Origin of the sequence: Aquimarina intermedia (genome assembly GCF_008124785.1) — a bacterium.
In the GTDB taxonomy this organism is placed as follows: Bacteria; Bacteroidota; Bacteroidia; order Flavobacteriales; family Flavobacteriaceae; genus Aquimarina; species Aquimarina intermedia.
In genome coordinates, this window is sequence record NZ_VNHU01000001.1 from 273,049 (window position 1) to 290,351 (window position 17,303).

Below are 17,303 nucleotides of genomic sequence, written 5' to 3' on the forward strand. Positions count from 1 at the left end.
ATTGAAGTGAAAAAATCAATTTATTACGAGCTACATATTAAATAAGTCGCTTCTATGGCCTATAGCAAAAGTTTAGGATTAATTTTTTCTAAGAGCGAAACAGTAAACACGAATAGATGAAAATAATTTCTTATAATGTAAATGGTATAAGAGCGGCTATAAATAAAGGGTTTATAGAGTGGTTGATACAGGCGGATCCAGATGTGATATGTCTTCAGGAAATCAAAGCTATGGAGGAGCAATTGGACTTAGAGCTCTTCAAAGAGGCAGGATACCCGTATCTGTATTGGCACAGTGCACAAAAAAAGGGATATAGCGGTGTCGCGATACTTTCTAAAACAAAACCAGACAACGTTACCTATGGCACAGGTATAGAGCACATGGATTTTGAGGGACGTGTCATTAGAGCAGACTTTGATAAAGTTTCAGTAATTAGTCTGTATTTACCTAGCGGAACAAATGTAGATCGATTGGCCCATAAGTTCATGTTTATGGACGATTTTCAAGAATATATTACCACATTGAAAGAAACGCATCCTCACTTGGTTATTTGTGGAGACTATAATATTTGTCATAAGGCTATTGACATACATGATCCTGTGCGTAATAAAAATGTGTCGGGATTCTTACCTGTAGAGCGTGAGTGGATTGATACTTTCATGTCAAATGGTTTTATAGATTCCTTCAGACATTTTAATAAAGAGCCGCATCAATATTCATGGTGGAGTTATAGAGCTAATGCCCGTAATAATAATAAAGGGTGGCGACTTGATTATGGATTAGTCGCACAACCACTCAAAGATGCTTTAAAACGAGCTGTTATTTTATCCGAAGCAAAACATAGCGATCATTGCCCAATTCTTGTAGAATTAGATCTGAATTATATTTAAATCATAACCCCAATTATAAAACTACATTTTAATCATGGTACGTAAAATTATAATATTAGCTCTTATTGCCGGATTTGCCACCTCTTGTGTTTCTTCCAAAGTTCATAAAGATTTAGAAAGTAAATACGCCAGACTTAAAAGAGACAACCGCAAAACCAAAGATGATTTAAAATCTCTTCAGAGAGATTTTGACGCTAATCAATTAGCTGCAGAGCAACTCAATGATGCCTACAATAAAACAAGAGCCGAACGTGATGACCTTAGACAGAAATATGAAACAACTTTGACAAACTACAATGCGTTAAAAGATTCGTATGATGCCTTAGAAAAAAACAGCTCTGAAGCAATGGCCGCTAATAGCAAGCGTAATCGTGATTTATTAGCACAGTTAGAGCAGAAAGAACAAGCTTTGGCCACAGAGCGTTCAAGACTTGAAAAATTAGAACGTGACTTACAATTAAGGTCCCAGCGTGTAGATGAATTGGAAGGCTTGATTATGGCACAAGATGCAAAAATGCAAGCTTTAAAAAATGCGATATCTAAAGCTATGCGTAATTTTGAAGGAAAAGGATTGACCGTAGAGGAACGAAATGGTAAGGTTTATATTTCTATGGAAAATAAACTTCTTTTTGCCTCAGGTAGCTGGTCTATAGGAACACAAGGTAAGCAAGCTGTAAATCAATTAGGAAAAGTGCTTAGTGAAAATCCTGATATAGCCGTGTTGATCGAAGGTCATACCGATAACGATCCCTATCTAGGTACGGGAATTATCAAAGATAACTGGGACTTATCAACCAAACGAGCAACGGCTATTGTGACGTTACTATTGGAGAATAACGCTATTGATCCAAAGAATCTGACCGCAGCGGGAAGAGGTGAATTTGCACCAATCGCAGATAATAACTCTACTGAAGGCAAGTCTAAAAACAGAAGAATTGAGGTGATCCTTACGCCAAAATTAGATGAGATTAGTAAATTGCTTAATAAGATCTAAGCAAACTTATTATTGAAAGCACTATAAAATAAAAATGCCGCTACGTAGATTCAGCGGCATTTTTAATACAACAAAGTTAAAGGTATTACAGACTATTTAGAATACTTTGTACTTCTTTACTGTTATCTTCTTTAAGACTGGTTTTTACTCTATTCAATACTTTTTGAAATTTCTCAATAACTTTTTCAGTATCCATTTTGGTAAGAGCAATTTGTCTACCTGTTGAGGTTAATAAGAAATAATCATAAAATTCAACAGGAACAGATTTATCTTTCTTCTTTTGAATTGACGTAGTACCAGTTGACTTAACGATTGAGATAACATTTCCGTGAGCAATTACCTTGTCAGTTTCTTTTCCAACTTCTGTTGCAAGCGAGTATACATCATCAAAGACTTCGTTGAGAACGCTCCAATCTTCTTGAGCTTGAGTGGTTAGTGTGGCGCCTAGCACCATTACAAGTAGAAATAATTTTTTCATAATGTTTGGGTATATTAATTGATTTATCAAAACTACGTATTTGATATCACGTATTCTAAAACGAAATAAAAAAAACTTTATTGCAAAAATGTAGCTTGCAAAATAAGCCTTTAAAATAGCTAATTAATTTTTTAAAATCCAAAAAGCGTACCAAAAAATATTACATGATCTTGTTTTCTAACCTTTAATAGTTAAGATGAATTTTACAGATTGCAACTTTTTAATTTTTATATTCGAATTTTGTAAATAAGATTAAATCCATTATGAGATATACAACACTTCCCAATACGAAGATTAAAATTAGTAAGATTTGCCTTGGCTCTATGACTTGGGGACAACAAAACACAGAAGATGAGGGGCATACACAATTGGATTTTGCAATTGATCAAGGGGTGAATTTTATTGATACAGCTGAGTTGTACTCGGTTCCTGCTACTAGCGAAACGCAGGGTAGCACTGAACGAATTATTGGAACGTGGCTCAAAAAGAGAAATAAGAGAGAGGATGTGGTGATAGCGTCGAAAATTGTGGGTCCGCGTGATTTTGTAAAACATATTAGAACGGGTGGGTTTACCAAAGCAGCGTTTGATGATGCTATCCATAAAAGCTTACAACGCTTACAAACCGATTATATCGATTTATATCAGTTACATTGGCCAGAGAGAAATACTAACTTTTTTGGAGTTTTGGGATATGAACATGACGAGGAGGAACGATGGAGTGATAATTTTAATGAAATACTACATAATTTAGAAGTTTTTAAAAAAGAAGGAAAGATACGATCTATTGGTGTGTCGAATGAAACTCCGTACGGAGTAATGCGTTATGTAGAAGAAGCCCGGGCCGGTAAATTCAAGATAAGTACAGTTCAAAATCCCTATAGTCTATTAAACCGTAAGGATGAGATTGGATTATCAGAAATCCTACTAAGAGAGGATGTTGGTTATTTACCTTATTCTCCCTTGGGTTTTGGCCAACTAACGGGTAAATATTTAGAAGAGATGCCCAAAGATGCCAGAGTAACCTTATTTCCTCAATTCTCAAGATATCACAATGAACGGTCTTTTGAAGCTACACGAGCTTATAATGAAATAGCCAAGGAAAACGGACTTAGTCTGACTCAAATGGCATTAGCTTTTGTGCAAAGTCAACCTTTTGTAACCAGTATAATTGTTGGAGCCACTAATTTACAGCAATTAAAAGAGAATACAGGAAGTGCAACGCTTTCATTATCAGGGAGTATCATTGAGGCAATACAGGAGGTTCACAATGACAATCCAAATCCTGCGCCTTAGTTTCACTATCCAAACAGATGTGCTGCTATATCCTCAATTTTTGCCACAAGCTGTATGTTGATTTGAGTGTTTTTAAGGGATATTTTGTTGTACTTAGATACAAAAATGGTGGAGAAGCCCAGTTTTTCTGCTTCTTGGATTCGTTGTTCAACCCGTGTTACCGGACGTATTTCTCCCGCCAAACCTATTTCTGCAGCAAAACAGTAATTGCTCGGTATCGAGACATCTTCGTTTGAGGATAAAATGGAGGTAACCACGGCCAAATCTATGGCAGGATCATCGATCGAAATACCCCCGGTGATATTCAAAAACACATCTTTGGCACCAAGTCTAAAGCCGGCTCGTTTTTCCAATACTGCAAGAATCATATTGAGGCGTTTAAGATTGTATCCTGTAGCGCTTCGCTGTGGCGTTCCGTACACGGCTGTACTCACTAACGCCTGTACTTCGATCATAAACGGACGCATCCCTTCTATCGAAGCTGCAATTGCTGTACCGCTAAGTTCTTCATCTTTTTTTGAAATAAGAATTTCACTAGGATTACTAACTTCTCTTAATCCGCTACCCTGCATTTCATAAATCCCAAGCTCTGCGGTTGACCCAAAACGATTTTTTAAAGCTCGTAAAATGCGGTATACATAATTACGGTCTCCTTCAAACTGTAATACGGTATCCACCATATGCTCCAAGATTTTTGGTCCTGCGATGGTTCCGTCTTTTGTTATGTGACCTATCAATAGTACGGGCGTAGCTGTCTCTTTGGCAAACTTTATAAGCTCAGCAGTACACTCTCGTATCTGAGAGATACTACCAGGACTACTCTCGATATAATCACTATGTAGGGTCTGAATTGAATCGATGATTACTATATCAGGTTCGATAACTTCAATCTGTTTGAAAATATTTTGAGTCTTAGTCTCTGTGAGAATTAAGCAATTATCAGTTTTTGAAGTGATGCGTTCTGCACGCATTTTTATTTGCTTTTGACTTTCCTCACCAGAAACATATAAGGTTTTATATGGTAGTTTTAAACTAATTTGAAGCAGTAACGTACTTTTTCCTATGCCGGGTTCACCGCCCAATAATGTTAAGGACCCGGGAACTAATCCTCCGCCCAGTACACGATTTAACTCATTGTCGTCGGTGTTGAATCGCATTTCCTTACTCCCGTCAATTTCTGATACTCGTAAGGGCTTAGAGGTTCTAGATATTTTAGAGTCGGTAGTTTTCCAATCTTTCTTATTTTCTTTTTGAACGACCTCTTCAACAATGGTATTCCATTCTTTACAAGCAGAGCATTGGCCTTGCCATTTTGAATATTGGGTGCCGCAATTTTGACAAAAAAAAGTGGTCTTCACTTTACTCATAGGGTATATTTCTTAAAATTATAAAAGTAAGATAAACTGAATTAGTTTTTAGAAAATTACAGGTTAAAAAAAGGAGGCTCCTTTTTTGAGCCTCCCACTAGTTTGTACATAAGGATAGATTTAGCCTTACCAGCCGAAATCTTCTTTAATCTTATTTACCTTATCTAACATGTAATCTTTGGTCAAAAAGGCAACCTCATTGAGTAGAAAACCATTTTCATAGGCCCTCATAGCTTTTTTTGGTTCTCCAATTTGTTCATAATGCATTCCCAAAAAATAATGACCAAGCATCGTTTCAGGATGTTCTTTGGTTGCTAATTTACCTAGAGGTTCAAGCTCATCCCAGTTTTCATTTTTGATCAATGCTGTAGAAACCGCTATAAAATCATTCACACGAATTTGTCTTTTAATACCATAGAGTTTTTCTGTGGTTTTGTACAAATCAACTAACCACTCAAAAGGAGAGGTTTCCAACGGTAGAATAACTTCCTTATACGTCCTTTTACTAATAGGTCGATACATTTCAAAAATACTTTCTAACGCTCGCGGTATAGCTCTTCCGACAAGGGTGTAATGAGAGGATTCATTAAAATTGTCAAAGCTATAATTAACTTCGGGGTTTTCTATAACACTTAGATTTTCATCCAGAGCGATTAGATTCTTTTTAATGTTATCCGCATCATTAGTTGCAGTAGCTAAGTAATACCAAAGTTCTTGAGAAGACGTTGTTAATATATTTGAAATACGATCAGCCATTGGCGGAGCTAATTCCGGGCTCAAATTAATATACGCCTGAAAAATTGGATTTTCTTTAAAAAGAAAATAATTAATAAAATTTGAGGTATAATCATGGCCAACTATAATTTTTAATTCTGCTGTGCGATAGGTTTGGTTGAGATAAGGTAATAGCTCTTGCCCTATAAACTCGAAAAACTGAGCCCCCTTGTTTACAGGTAAAAATTCAGCTTCATCATAACGACAATCTTCCATTCTAGTTTTATCCTGTACAATTCCCACCACAATTGATTCTGGCATGTCTTCCCAATAGGAAAAGTAATCAACATTACCTGCCATCGGTTCAAAAAGATAATCTCCGTCGAGAACGATAATCAAGGGGTAAATTTTCTTTTCGTTCGTATCGTAATTTCTCGGTAGTTGAATTTTTAAATCACGATTTTGATCGAGTTTTATAGAGCGAAAGGTTTCATAAATGACCTGACTATGGACAGCGGTGCCTATAATCATAAGTAGTAGTAACAGTAGTATCCTTTTCATAAGTATAGCATAAGGGTTAAGCAAGGAGCAATATATAAATTATTTTGCTTTGTTTAAAACAGGTAATAATATAAACGATAAACTGCCCAGAAATAGTATCAATAATGTTTGTGATCCCCAAATGATCCATCCAAGTGCCTCTCCTGTCGCTTGTTGGATGTCAAAAAGAAGTAAAATAGCACCGATAGCAATTGGGTACAGACCGATGCCGCCGTTGGTCACCGTCATTGCAAAAGAGCCTGCCACAAATGTAGCTAGAATAGCTTGAAACGATAAATTTTCTGTCCCAGACACGGCATATTTTGAAACATAAATCATTAATATATAGAGGATCCATATTGCCAAGGTATGAAATAAGAAAGACCATTTTTTCTTCATGCGCAGTACACTTTTGATACCATCCAGTAATCCTTCTGCAAAAGACTTTATTCTGATAAGGAGATTGTGGTTTGCCTTTTTAAGCAGCTTAAGAACAAGTATTCCAATCAATAATAGCGCTACCAGGACTGCAATTGATGTAAATGGATTAATATTTTTTTTGTCAAAATATGTGTAAAGCAAATCAAATTGCCATATGAATGCAATTCCTGTTATCAAAAGGAGCATCACAAAATCAACTAAGCGTTCTGATACAATGGTACCAAAGCTCTTTTCGAATGGAACTTTTTCGTACGTTGTGAGTGTGGCACCTCGCAATATTTCTCCTGATCGTGGCACTCCCATATTGGCTAAATAACCAATCATCACTGCAAAAAATCGGTTATAAAAAGTAGTACGGGAACCTATGGTATCTAATAAAAATTGCCAACGGTATGCTCGTGATATATGGGATAACATTCCAAGAAATACGGATAAAACAACCCATTCTATCTCAGCATTCGTTATTGCTGTCCACAAGATTTGGCGTTCGTCAGGCGTGGCAGAATAAATAGAATACCAAATTAAAAAAACTCCCAAAGCTAATGGGAGTGTTATTTTTAAAATTTTCTTTAGTTTGGTATTCAAGGAATTATTTTAATAAATTATTTTCCTCATTAGGAAAAAGAATGGCAGGTTTGAACTGTTTTGCTTCTTCAATTTCCAGCATAGCGTAGGTTATGAGTATAAGAACATCTCCCTTAGCCACTTTTCTCGCAGCAGCACCATTTAGCGTAATTTCTCCGCTGTTTCTTGGTCCGGGAATAGCATAGGTTTCCAGGCGTTCACCATTATTATTATTTACGATTTGCACTTTTTCTCCTTCAATGATATTAGCAGCATCCATAAGGTCTTCATCAATAGTAATACTTCCAATATAGTTTAGATCAGCACCGGTTACTTTAACCCTGTGAATTTTCGATTTTACAACGTGTACAAACATGTTACAAAGGTAGTTAATTTTAGTTTAAGGCAATATTATCAATAAGTCGAACTTCTCCCGCAAAGACTGCTATAAAAGCTCGATATTTGCAATCATTTTTTCTCTCTAAGATAGGTTGCAGTGTGTTGCTATCGGCAATCTGAAAATATTCCAATTTAAAGAAAGCATTATTTTTAAAACGTTCGGCAACCAAATCTTTTAATTCATCTACACTTTTTGTGCCAAAATGGCTTTTGACTTCTTGTAAAACACTGTAAATAAGCGATGCATTTTCTTTTTCGACATCTTTTAAACGCTTATTTCTGGAACTCATGGCGAGACCGTCTAGGTGTCTGTGAATTGGACACCCTATGATCTTAATAGGTAAGTTTTCAATAGAAACTAATTTGCGAACAATCTGTAATTGTTGAAAATCTTTTTCTCCAAAATACGCTCGTGTAGGTGAGGTTATTTGAAACAAATGCTTTAGAACTGTGCCTACACCGTCAAAATGGCCGGGTCTAAACTCACCTTCCATCACATGTTCTAGTCCGTCAAAATCATAAGAAAGAACACTTTGGTTAACACCGTATACCTCAATCGGTGCCGGAGCGAAAACGATTAGATTAGGCGATGTGTCTGATAAAAGTTTAAGATCGGAATTTAAAGTACGTGGATATTTTACGAGATCAGAACTGTTATTAAACTGCGTAGGATTCACAAATATGCTGACAATTACATAGTCATTATTTGCTAAAGCATTTTTCACCAAAGCAATGTGGCCCTCATGCAAAGCCCCCATGGTGGGAACGAATCCAATACTTTTTTTTTCTTTTAAAATGCGTGCAACATCTTCTTCTATATCCTGTCTTTTTTCGTGTAACCGCATGAGTTTAATTAGTTAAAGGCGTGCAAAAATAAGATATTACTGGCAGACTGCATAAAATTTCGTAATTTCGCAAAAATTTATTCGAAGGAGACGATAAAAGTATCGATTATATGAAAGATAAGAGGATATTGTATGTATCATCAGAAGTAATACCTTACCTACCAGAGACAGAAATTTCATCTATGTCTTTTGAAGCACCCAGAATGGTAAATAGTAAAGGCGGTCAGATCAGGATATTTATGCCTAGATATGGTAACATTAATGAAAGACGGCATCAGTTGCATGAAGTCATACGCTTATCGGGTATGAATTTGGTAATTAATGATCTTGATATGCCATTAATCATTAAGGTGGCCTCCATACCAAAGGAACGTATGCAGGTGTATTTTATAGATAATGAAGATTATTTTAAAAGAAAAGCAACCTTAACAGACGAAGAGGGGAATTTATTTTCTGACAATGATGAACGGGCGATCTTTTTTGCAAAAGGAGTGATTGAAACAGTTAAAAAATTGAATTGGTCTCCGGATATTATTCATGTGCATGGTTGGTTAGCATCGTTATTGCCTCTGTATCTAAGAAATTACTATGGCAATGAACCGTTATTTAATCAAAGTAAAATAGTTACTTCGGTTTATGATCATGGTTATAAAGGTACCTTGGATAAAAATATGATGAGTAAGATTAAATTTGACGGAATTGAGGATGAAACGATCGCAAATCTTGCAAAGCCAACATATTCGAACCTTATGAAAATTGCAATTGATAATTCGGATGCAATAATTGTTGGTTCAGAAGAAATCCCTGAAGATCTGACAAAACATCTTAAAGCTATTGATCAACCAGTCTTAGCGTATAAAAGACCTGATGAATTTGCTGATGCTTATGAGGATTTTTATAGTAATGTTGTACTAGCTTAGGTCAAACATATAAACATACATGAAATTGAAGAATAAGATAATTGGACTAATTAGTGCTGCAGCTATTGTAACGACATTTACTAGTTGTGATGATGAGTTTAGTGAGATTGGAAGTGATGTCATCGGGGACGTGAATTTCACAGACGAGGTGTACAGTATGCAGCCTTTGGCGTACACTACAAAATTGGAAAAGGTGCAGACTAGTGGTCTCCAAGGATATCAATTAGGTGTTTATGATGATCCCGTGTATGGATTGTCAACTTACAGCATATTGTCTCAAATACAACCCACAGTTGATAACCCAACATTTGGTCGGAATGCTCAGGTGACATCTGTATATCTGAATTTACCTTATCAAAGTACGGTTATTGGTACCGCTCAAAATAGTGATAACGAAACTCTTACTGATTATAAGTTGGACTCTGTTTATGGAAGTATGCCAATTAAGCTGTCGGTTTATAAATCAGACTATTTTTTAAAAGATTTTCAAGTTGATTCAGAAGATGGTATGGTTTATTATGACAATGATATAGGTCAAACTCTTGATAGAAACGCTGTAGAAGATTCATTATTAGTAATGGTTGAATCTTTTGAGCCGTCTGGTAATGAAGTTACGATAACTGTGCCTGATGGGGATGATGAGGGCACTGCCCCTGATATTTCCAGAGTGAGTCCGAGACTACGTGTCCAGCTTCCTGCTGATTATTTTCAACAAACGATCTTAGCCAAAGAAGGAAGTGCGGAGCTTAGTAATGCTAATAATTTCAGAAATTATTTTAGGGGATTGTATCTGAAAGCTGAACCTAGAAACGGAGCAGGAACATTAATGTATTTTAATATGTCCCAAGCTGATATTACGGTATTGTATTCTTTTGAAGAGTTGGATGCATCAGATTTAGATGGGGATGGAGATACTACAGATTATGTCTTAAAGGATAAAGAGTTAAAGTTCCGTTTTTCTAATAACATTATTAATGAGATTGAAAAAACACCAAAATTAGCTATACCTGAAGGTGATAAAGAAACTGGTGATGAAAAATTGTTTGTCAAAGGTGGGAGCGGAGGAATAGCTACCGTTAAATTATTTAATGAGACAATTACGAAGGAGGATGGAACAACCGTTTCAGAACTTGATTATATAAGAGAGCAACAATGGTTAATTAATGAAGCTAGTTTAAAACTTTATGTTGATCAATCCATCGTCAACGGCGGTGAGTCTGAGCCCGAAAGATTATATGTTTTTAATTTGGAAACAGGAAATGTTTTAGCAGATTATGGATTTGATTTGAGTCTAAATCTTAATAACGATGAAGATCCAGTCAACTCTCTATTAAATCACTTAGGTAGGATAAGCAGAGGGAGTGATAATGCGGGAGACTACTATAAGATAAATTTAACACAGCATCTTATTAGAGTTTTAGAGGGTTTAGATGAAAACTCACCTATTGGTATTTCGGTTTCACAGAATGTTAACATCACCAATAGAGTTAAAGCTTTACCTTCGTCCGGCGCTGAAGACTTTAGAATTCCATTCACTTCTGTGGTGGCTCATGAGGGAACGGTTATATATGGGAATACCACTGCCGTTCCAGAAGAGAAGCAGTTAAAGCTTGAAATTCTATATACAAAAGCGCGCTAAACAACTAATCAATAAATTGCGTTATACATGTGTGGAATAGTAGGATACATTGGGCATAGAGAGGCTTACCCCATTATTTTAAAAGGATTAAAAAGGTTAGAATACCGTGGATATGATTCTGCCGGTATTGCTTTATATGATGGGAATGAAATAAAACTATCCAAAACTCAAGGCAAAGTTGCGGATCTGGAACAAAAATTAGAACAAGAAATTTCTACGACTGGATCAATCGGAATTGGTCACACACGATGGGCAACTCACGGAGTTCCTAACGATGTCAATTCTCATCCACATTATTCTAATTCTGGTGATTTAGTAATCATCCATAATGGGATTATTGAAAATTATGAGTCTCTCAAAAAAGAGCTTTCTAATCGAGGCTATACATTTAAGTCTGATACGGATACTGAGGTACTGGTAAATTTGATCGAAGATGTAAAGAAAAATGACAATGTAAAGCTTGGTAAGGCTGTTCAGAAAGCACTGAATCAAACGGTGGGTGCTTATGCTATTGCAGTTTTCGATAGAAATAAACCTGATGAAATCGTAGTTGCGAGACTAGGAAGTCCGCTAGCGATAGGTGTGGGAGAAGACGAGTTTTTTATTGCTTCAGATGCTTCTCCGTTTATTGAATATACCAACAATGCTATTTATCTTGAAGATGGTGAGATGGCAATTGTACGTCGGAATAAGGAAGTTAAGGTAAGAAAGATTAAAGACGACAGCCTTGTAGATCCTTATCTACAGGAACTACAGATAAATCTTGAGCAGATTGAAAAAGGGGGGTATGACCACTTTATGCTGAAGGAAATTTATGAACAGCCTAATGCAATCAGCGACACCTATAGAGGACGTATGCGTGTTGCAGAAGGAATCATTAAAATGGCTGGAATAGACGATAATTTAGCGAAGCTATTAAATGCTAAACGTATTGTAATCGTAGCTTGTGGTACATCTTGGCACGCAGGATTGGTAGCAGAATATATTTTTGAAGAATTGGTTCGTTTGCCTGTAGAGGTTGAATATGCATCAGAGTTTAGATACAGGAACCCTGTTATTCATCAGGATGATGTGGTAATCGCCATCTCTCAAAGTGGTGAGACAGCGGATACCATGGCTGCTATAAAATTAGCTAAAGAAAAAGGAGCTTTTGTTTTTGGAGTTTGTAATGTTGTTGGTTCTTCAATATCCAGAGAGACACATGCGGGAGCTTATACACATGCAGGACCAGAAATCGGGGTGGCCTCAACAAAGGCATTCACCACTCAAATAACTGTTCTTTCTCTAATCGCTTTGAAGCTTTCCGAACGTAAGGGAACAATTTCTAACAGTGATTTTCATTACTACCTTCAAGAGCTTGAGCGCATTCCTGAAAAGGTCAAACACGCGTTAGAATCTAATGATCATGTAAAGTTCATTGCGGATACCTATAAAGATGCTAAAAACTTTTTATATCTAGGAAGAGGCTTTAATTTTCCAGTAGCTTTAGAAGGAGCACTTAAACTTAAAGAGATTTCTTATATTCATGCAGAGGGGTATCCAGCGGCAGAAATGAAGCACGGTCCTATAGCCTTAATCGATGAGCAGATGCCTGTATTAGTCATTGCTACTAAAAAAGGCCATTATGAAAAGGTTGTTAGTAATATTCAGGAAATTAAATCTAGAAAAGGTAAGATTATAGCTATTGTAACCGAAGGTGATGAAACAGTTAGAGATTTGGCGGATCATGTAATAGAAGTACCAGAAACGGAGGAGTTCTTATCTCCGCTTTTAACAACAATACCGTTACAGTTGTTGTCTTATCACATTGCAGTGATGTTGGATAAAAACGTGGATCAACCTAGAAATTTAGCTAAATCAGTAACAGTAGAATAGTTTTGTTGTTAAAATCATAGTTTTTTAACTTTTTTTCAAACGAAACCTAAAAAAACGTATATTGTTCTCATAACTTAAATCATTTTGGGGTATGAGAACATTTTCGTTTATGCTTTTCCTTTGTCTAGGAATTGCTGCGTCATCACAAACAACTATTTCAGGGAAAATTGTCGACGAGAGTAATCAACCAGTACCTGGTGCTAATGTCTCGGTTGTCGGTGCATCAGTAGGCACTGTGGCCGATTTTGACGGGTTATTTTCACTTACCATTGAACAAGAGCTGCCTTTTACTATTGAGATCAGTAGTGTGGGGTTCGATACCGCTGATAGAGTTATTACGGGTCCTGTTACAGATCTTATAATTGTTTTAAAGGAGGGAACAGAGCTGGATGAAGTGGTAATTTCAGCATCCAGGACCCCTGAGCGTATTTTTGAATCACCGGTAAGTGTCGAACGCTTCGGAATTAAGGAAATAAAAAATACTCCAGCTGCTGACTTTTACGGAGGCCTGGAGAATCTTAAGGGGGTTGATGTCAATACCAATAGTCTTACGTTTAAATCAATAAATACCAGAGGATTTGCGACCTTCGCTAATACTCGATTTGTACAGCTTGTGGATGGTATGGATAATACCGCGCCGGCATTAAATTTTGTGCTTGGTAATTTATTGGGGATGACAGAGCTGGATGTAAATAGTGTAGAGTTATTGCCCGGAGCTTCCTCTGCTTTATATGGTGCAAATGCATTTAACGGTATCCTTTTTATGACGAGTAAAAATCCTTTTGATCATCAAGGGATTAGCGCATATTTTAAAGGAGGACTTACTTCACAAGAAGCGGCTGGAGATAATGAGTATTATGACTATGGTATTCGTGTAGCACATGCATTTTCAGATAAATTTGCAGCTAAGGCTAATTTCTCTTATTTGAGAGGAACAGATTGGTACGCAACCAATACGATTAATGTTTTGGATCCGTCAACAGATCGATCAGACCCAAACTATGATGGACTCAATGTGTATGGTGATGAAGTGAGTACAAATATACGTGGCGTAGGAGTAGCACTGGTCTCTGCTGGAATTCTTCCGGCTGGTGCAGAGAACTTACTTCCTAATGAAGATGTCAGCAGAACCGGTTACGAAGAACAGGCATTGAACGATTATAAGGCTGAAAGTGTAAAATTTGATGCAGCTATGCATTATCGTCCTTTTGCTAATGATTTCGAAATTATTTACCAAGGTAAAATAGGTAAAGGAACAACTATTTATCAAGGAGCAAACCGTTATTCGATTAGAAATTTTTTCTTACAGCAGCATAAAATCGAAGTCAAGAACAACAACTTTTTTGTACGCGCATACCTAACCGATGAAGATGCAGGAGACTCTTACGATGTTAGATTTACTGGGATTAATATTAATCGGAAATGGAAAGATGACCAGACCTGGTTTGGCGAATATGCCGGCGCGTATGTACAAGCTACCTTAGCTGGGCAATTGCCCGAAAATGCCCATGCGCTAGCGAGACAAACTGCCGATACAGGTAGATTAGTACCTGGAACTCTGGCATTTCAACAAACGTTTCAGGAGGTTACGAGGGATCCCGACTTGTCTTCCGGGTCTCAGTTTAGAGATGCAACGCAACTTCGCCATGCTGATGTTAACTACAATTTTTCTCATATTACAAGTGAGATTGCTGATATTCAAGTTGGAGGTTCTTTTAGAGAGTATAAGTTAAATTCTTTTGGAACCATCTTCACAGATTTTGATGGTCCTATTCGGTATTCAGAGTACGGAGCATATTTGCAGATTCAGAAAAAACTTTTAGAAGAACGTTTAAAACTTACCGGCTCTTTACGTTATGACAAATCAGAATTATTTGACGGAAATTTATCTCCGCGATTATCTGTCGGGTATACCCTTGGAGCTGATAAGAACCATAATCTAAGGGCTTCTGTGCAAACAGGGTTCAGAAACCCGACCACGCAAGATTTGTATATTGGTTTAGATGTAGGGCGTGCAGTTTTGGTAGGTTCGGCGCCAGACAATCTAGATCGTGATCGTCGAACGTATGATTTGAGTGGCAATGGGGCAGCGGTAACAGGTAATCAAACCGTTACGGTTACAGGTCGAGAGGCTTATGAAAATTCATTCTCTGCAAGCTCGGTAATCAATGGAGCACCGGTGCAATCGGAAGCAGCTCTTGTACAGCCAGAAAAAATTACTGCTTTCGAAGTAGGGTATCGTGGTAAGATCAGCCGGTTTGTAATAGATTTAAGTGCGTATTATAATAAGTATAGTGATTTTATTTCTACAGAAAATGTAATAGTGCCATTGTATGGAGAGGTTGGTGACGATGGGTTGTCATTATTGGCTCTTCAAAATGGAGATGCACAGGTGTATCAGGCGTATACAAATTCTGCTGTGGATATCAACTCATTGGGAGCTATAATCGGGGTCAATACAAAAATATTCGGAGAGTTTGATTTAGGAGTGAATTATACCTATGCAGAACAAGATTTTGATAAAGAAAAAGACGCTGATTTCCGAACTAATTTTAATACGCCAAAGCATAAGGTGAAAGCTTCATTCGGGCATACAAACCTGTTTACTAATTTTGGATTTAATACAAGCTATCGCTGGAGTGATAGTTATTTTTGGGAAGCATCTTTTGGAGATGGAGATATACCATCATTTTCGGTATTTGACGCCCAGATCAATTATAAAATCCCAAAACTGAAGACTACTCTCAAACTCGGTGGAACAAATATAGGAGGTGATGAGTATTTTACGGCTTTTGGTACCGGATATATTGGTTCTCAGTATTATCTGGGGCTTACCATCAACAACCTTTAGAAATTTTAATTTAAAGCATTCGATATGAACATTCAAACTAAATGGATAATCGCACTGTTTGCAGTGTGTTGCTCGCTAGCTTGTGAGTCTGACGATGATACTTCTGAAAGTACAGAAAAAGAAATTATTGTATCCGGTACAGCTGATTTTTCAACCTATGTAGCTCTGGGAAATTCATTGGCTGCAGGGTATACTGATGGCGCTTTATTTAAGGCAGGACAGGACCATTCATTGCCCAATATATTATCGGGACAGTTTGCTTTAGCTGGCGGCGGTAAATTTACGCAGCCAATAACTAATGATAATATTGGTGGTATCACTTTGGGTGGAAATATAATTGGATCACCAAGATTGTATTTTTATTCAGATCCTAATCCTGAACCGCCCAACGAATCGGGACCCCGAGTTCTGGATGCTATACCAACAACTGAAGTATCGACCTTAGTTACGGGACCATTCAATAATTTGGGAGTTCCGGGAGCAAAAAGTTATCATCTGCTGGCTGAAGGTTATGGAAATGTTTCTGGCGTAGCAACCGGTCAGGCCAATCCATATTTCGCCAGAATGGCTTCATCTTCTAATGCGTCTGTTTTAGGAGACGCATTAGTTCAAAACCCTACCTTTTTTACTTTGTGGATAGGTAATAATGATGTTTTGGGTTATGCGCTTTCTGGAGGAGATGATTCAGATGCGATTACAGATATTACATTGTTTACGCAAGCGTATACAGGGTTGGTAAACGGATTGACAGAAAACGGAGCTTCAGGGGTACTCTACTCTATTCCTAATATAACTACAATACCGCATTTCACTACGGTTCCTTATAATCCCGTACCGATGGATGAAGCAACTGCGACTCAGGTTAATCAAGGCTATGCGAATTACAACGGCGGATTGATACAAGTCGAAGGTTTGGGAGCAATTTCTGCCGAAGAAAGAGTCGCTAGAACTATAGTTTTTAAGGAAGGAACTAATGCAGTGGTTATTGTTGATGAAGATCTAACAGATTTATCAGCTTATGGATTGCCTAAGTATCGTCAAGCTACAAAAGAGGATTTATTAATCTTACCCAGTTCATCTTTTATTGGAACAGCAGTGGATAACGATCCTACTATGATTAACGGAGTTTCGGTGCCATTAGAAGATAAATGGGTATTAGTTGCTAGCGAACAACAAAATATAGCTGACGCTACCATGCAATTTAATGCTGTGATAAAGGGGGCAGTTGACCAAAATGATCTTGCTTTTGTAGATGCAGCTGGTTTATTAGAAGAAATTGATAATGGTGGAATTACTTTCGATAATTTTGAGTTACAAAGTAATTTAGTTTTTGGAGGTGCTTTTTCATTGGATGGAGTCCATCCAACGGCGAGAGGGTATGCATATCTGGCTAATAAAACCTTAGAGGTAATTAATACCAAGTACGGGGCAAATCTTCCACTGGTGAAAGCTGTTGATTATCCATTGTTTTATTCTGAAAAATTGCGCTAA

General features: G+C 37.1%; 14 protein-coding genes. 8 read left to right on the forward strand and 6 right to left on the reverse strand.

Annotated features, from left to right (window positions below; all coding sequences use genetic code 11):
• Positions 1 to 116: 116 nt before the first annotated feature.
• Together BD809_RS01095 and BD809_RS01100 are read left to right on the forward strand one after the other, a co-directional pair.
• The gene (locus tag BD809_RS01095) at positions 117 to 890 is read left to right on the forward strand and encodes an exodeoxyribonuclease III (RefSeq protein ID WP_148781103.1); all 774 of its coding nucleotides are present in this window, start codon (positions 117 to 119) and stop codon (positions 888 to 890) included.
• Positions 891 to 924: 34 nt separating this feature from the next.
• Positions 925 to 1,884: an OmpA family protein gene (locus BD809_RS01100; RefSeq protein WP_148781104.1), complete on the forward strand. Its 960-nt coding sequence runs from the start codon at positions 925 to 927 to the stop codon at positions 1,882 to 1,884.
• A gap of 85 nt (positions 1,885 to 1,969) precedes the next feature.
• On the opposite strand, the gene BD809_RS01105 is transcribed toward BD809_RS01100, so the two are convergent.
• A complete protein-coding gene (locus BD809_RS01105; RefSeq protein ID WP_148781105.1) occupies positions 1,970 to 2,362 on the reverse strand; it encodes a hypothetical protein in 393 nt (130 codons plus the stop codon).
• A 263-nt stretch (positions 2,363 to 2,625) separates the two neighbouring features.
• On the opposite strand from BD809_RS01105, the gene BD809_RS01110 reads away from it, so the two are divergent.
• The gene (locus BD809_RS01110; protein WP_148781106.1) at positions 2,626 to 3,657 is read left to right on the forward strand and encodes an aldo/keto reductase; all 1,032 of its coding nucleotides are present in this window, start codon (positions 2,626 to 2,628) and stop codon (positions 3,655 to 3,657) included.
• A gap of 5 nt (positions 3,658 to 3,662) precedes the next feature.
• Here BD809_RS01110 and radA read toward each other — a convergent pair whose 3' ends face one another.
• The 5 genes from radA to panC form a co-directional block, all read right to left on the reverse strand.
• Positions 3,663 to 5,024 (reverse strand): DNA repair protein RadA, encoded by a 1,362-nt coding sequence (radA, locus tag BD809_RS01115; protein ID WP_148781107.1) that lies wholly within the window; start codon positions 5,022 to 5,024, stop codon positions 3,663 to 3,665.
• A gap of 126 nt (positions 5,025 to 5,150) precedes the next feature.
• The gene (locus BD809_RS01120) at positions 5,151 to 6,299 is read right to left on the reverse strand and encodes an alpha/beta hydrolase (protein WP_148781108.1); all 1,149 of its coding nucleotides are present in this window, start codon (positions 6,297 to 6,299) and stop codon (positions 5,151 to 5,153) included.
• Between the two features lie 39 nt (positions 6,300 to 6,338).
• Positions 6,339 to 7,304 (reverse strand): lysylphosphatidylglycerol synthase transmembrane domain-containing protein, encoded by a 966-nt coding sequence (locus BD809_RS01125; RefSeq protein WP_148781109.1) that lies wholly within the window; start codon positions 7,302 to 7,304, stop codon positions 6,339 to 6,341.
• A gap of 4 nt (positions 7,305 to 7,308) precedes the next feature.
• Positions 7,309 to 7,659, reverse strand: a complete 351-nt coding sequence (panD, locus tag BD809_RS01130; RefSeq protein ID WP_148781110.1) for an aspartate 1-decarboxylase — start codon at positions 7,657 to 7,659, stop codon at positions 7,309 to 7,311.
• Between the two features lie 19 nt (positions 7,660 to 7,678).
• Positions 7,679 to 8,527: a pantoate--beta-alanine ligase gene (gene panC, locus BD809_RS01135; RefSeq protein WP_148781111.1), complete on the reverse strand. Its 849-nt coding sequence runs from the start codon at positions 8,525 to 8,527 to the stop codon at positions 7,679 to 7,681.
• A 110-nt stretch (positions 8,528 to 8,637) separates the two neighbouring features.
• Here panC and BD809_RS01140 point away from each other — a divergent pair, with 110 nt between their 5' ends.
• The 5 genes from BD809_RS01140 (at position 8,638) to BD809_RS01160 (ending at position 17,303) form a co-directional block, all read left to right on the forward strand.
• Positions 8,638 to 9,447 carry a glycogen/starch synthase gene (locus BD809_RS01140; protein ID WP_148781112.1) on the forward strand — a complete coding sequence of 270 codons (810 nt, stop codon included), beginning with the start codon at positions 8,638 to 8,640 and terminating at the stop codon, positions 9,445 to 9,447.
• A 19-nt stretch (positions 9,448 to 9,466) separates the two neighbouring features.
• Positions 9,467 to 11,086: a DUF4270 domain-containing protein gene (locus BD809_RS01145; RefSeq protein ID WP_148781113.1), complete on the forward strand. Its 1,620-nt coding sequence runs from the start codon at positions 9,467 to 9,469 to the stop codon at positions 11,084 to 11,086.
• 27 nt (positions 11,087 to 11,113) lie between these two features.
• The gene (gene glmS / locus BD809_RS01150; RefSeq protein ID WP_148781114.1) at positions 11,114 to 12,961 is read left to right on the forward strand and encodes a glutamine--fructose-6-phosphate transaminase (isomerizing); all 1,848 of its coding nucleotides are present in this window, start codon (positions 11,114 to 11,116) and stop codon (positions 12,959 to 12,961) included.
• A 91-nt stretch (positions 12,962 to 13,052) separates the two neighbouring features.
• On the forward strand, positions 13,053 to 15,812 hold the full coding sequence (locus tag BD809_RS01155) for a TonB-dependent receptor (protein ID WP_148781115.1): 2,760 nt from the start codon (positions 13,053 to 13,055) through the stop codon (positions 15,810 to 15,812).
• 24 nt (positions 15,813 to 15,836) lie between these two features.
• Complete coding sequence (locus BD809_RS01160) at positions 15,837 to 17,303, forward strand: G-D-S-L family lipolytic protein (RefSeq protein WP_170251718.1); 1,467 nt, start codon at positions 15,837 to 15,839, stop codon at positions 17,301 to 17,303.